Below are 1,478 nucleotides of genomic sequence, written 5' to 3' on the forward strand. Positions count from 1 at the left end.
TAATATACTGATCGGATTCGAGTTTTTTCGGGTATCAAAGTTGCTCGAATAGAAGAAAGAAAGGGGCGGTTCCGCCCCCCTTCTTGTCTTTTCCCTTACTCTTTAGAATACGCCTTTGACTCTGCCTGTTTCGACGTCTACATCGACGCGCCTGTAGGCCGGGTCTGAGGATGTTCCGGGCATGAGCTTTATGTCACCGGCCACGGGAACCACAAATCCCGCTCCCTTGTACAGGAGTATGTCTCTGACGAACAGCTTCCAACCTGTGGGGACGCCCTTTTTGTTGGGATTGTCGGAGACGCTGAGGTGTGTCTTGACCATGCAGGTGCCGAGCTTGCTCAACTCGGGGTCGGACTCTATGTTTTGGGCCTTCTTCAGTGCATCGGCGGAGTACTCAACCCCGTCTGCGGCATAGACCTTCGTTGCAATGTTGTGTATTCTCTCACGTAACGGCATCTCAAGCGGATAGAGGAACTTGAATTCGTTTTCTTCGTTGCAGGCGTCAACGACGGCATCGGCCAGTTCAAGAGCACCCTCGCCGCCTTTTTCCCAGTGCTTGGAGACTGCCACCCTGGCGCCGGCTGCCTCTACCATGCGCTTGACGGCGTTGATTTCGTTGGCCGTATCCGTGTAGAAGGCGTTGATGCAGACAACCGGATTGATACCCGCACTCTTGACCGTCTTGATGTGATGAACGAGATTTACGCAACCATTTTCAGTCCATCCGACGTTTTCGCCCTTGTACTCATCAGGGATCGGCCTGCCTGGAACAGGGATCGGAGCGCCACCATGACACTTGAGCGCCCTCACCGTTGCCACGATAACGGCAGCATGTGGCTTTAAGCCTGAATATCTGCACTTGAGGTTCCAGAACTTCTCAAACCCGATATCGGCGCCAAATCCGCTCTCCGTCACGTTGTAGTCGGCCAGCTTCAGCCCCACCCTGTCGGCGATGATCGACGACTGTCCGATGGCTATGTTGGCAAACGGTCCTGCGTGTACCAGGACGGGCTGTCCCTCAATTGACTGCAACAGGTTGGGGTTTAACGCCTCCACCATCCATGCCGTCATGGCCCCGGCAACTTCGAGGTCTTCCGTGGTGATAGGCTTGCCGGTGCGGTCATATGCTACCACGATCCTGCCCATACGTGCCCTGAAGTCCTTGAGGTCCGTGGCCACCGCCAGGATCGCCATTATCTCCGAGGATACGGCTATGTCAAAGCGCGTCTCCATCAGAGCGCCATCCATCTTGCCACCAAGGCCGATGGTCATCTTTCTGAGCGATTGGGCGCAGAAGTCCATTATCCATGCCATCTGGACGTTCTTGGGGTCTATGTCAAGACGTCTGAGCTTTCTCTTGGCCAACTGCTCATCCGTGTAGTTGTTCTCATGCTGCCGTTATCGTGGCAACGGTGAGGGCGCTCAAGTGTCATGGTGGCGCTCCGATCCCTGTTCCAGGCAGGCCGATCCCTGATGAG

General features: G+C 55.3%; 1 pseudogene. It reads right to left on the reverse strand.

Annotated elements, in window-relative coordinates:
- Positions 1-102: 102 nt before the first annotated feature.
- Positions 103-1,395, reverse strand: a pseudogene (locus HWQ67_RS18340) (formate--tetrahydrofolate ligase); the annotation flags it as partial.
- Positions 1,396-1,478: the final 83 nt, after the last annotated feature.

The organism is Candidatus Magnetobacterium casense, from assembly GCF_019173545.1.
Classification (GTDB): Bacteria; Nitrospirota; Thermodesulfovibrionia; order Thermodesulfovibrionales; family Magnetobacteriaceae; genus Magnetobacterium; species Magnetobacterium cryptolimnobacter.